Raw genomic sequence first — 281 nt, 5'->3', positions numbered from 1 at the left:
TAGAATGGCTTACAAAGAGAAGCTGTCATATGGTGAGTTAGCCGCAATCCATTCATTAAATGAGCCAATATGACCAATTCCACCTAAAATCCAATTGATCATGGGAATGAAGGCTACGAAGACCAAAAGCATGGCCCCTACGTTCATGGCTAGTTTTAAACCTTCGGTGGTCCCATTGCAGATGGCGTCCAAAATATTGGCGCCAATTTTTTCCCAGGAAACATGTACATCCGTATTGACTTTCTCCGTTTGCCGATATAAAATTTTGTAAACCACGTTAG

1 protein-coding gene is annotated in these 281 nt (G+C 41.6%); it reads right to left on the bottom strand.

The genetic code is table 11. The features are described 5' to 3' along the window. Positions 1–9: 9 nt before the first annotated feature. Positions 10–281, bottom strand: a 272-nt coding sequence (locus ACRHOZ_RS20900) for a nucleoside transporter C-terminal domain-containing protein (RefSeq protein ID WP_431130197.1), incomplete at its 5' end; no start/stop codon positions are given.

Origin of the sequence: Flagellimonas flava, assembly GCF_050617915.1 — a bacterium.
Classification (GTDB): Bacteria; Bacteroidota; Bacteroidia; order Flavobacteriales; family Flavobacteriaceae; genus Flagellimonas; species Flagellimonas flava_A.
Note: the sequence above shows the minus strand (reverse complement) of the source record. Positions and strands in the feature narration are given on the sequence as shown.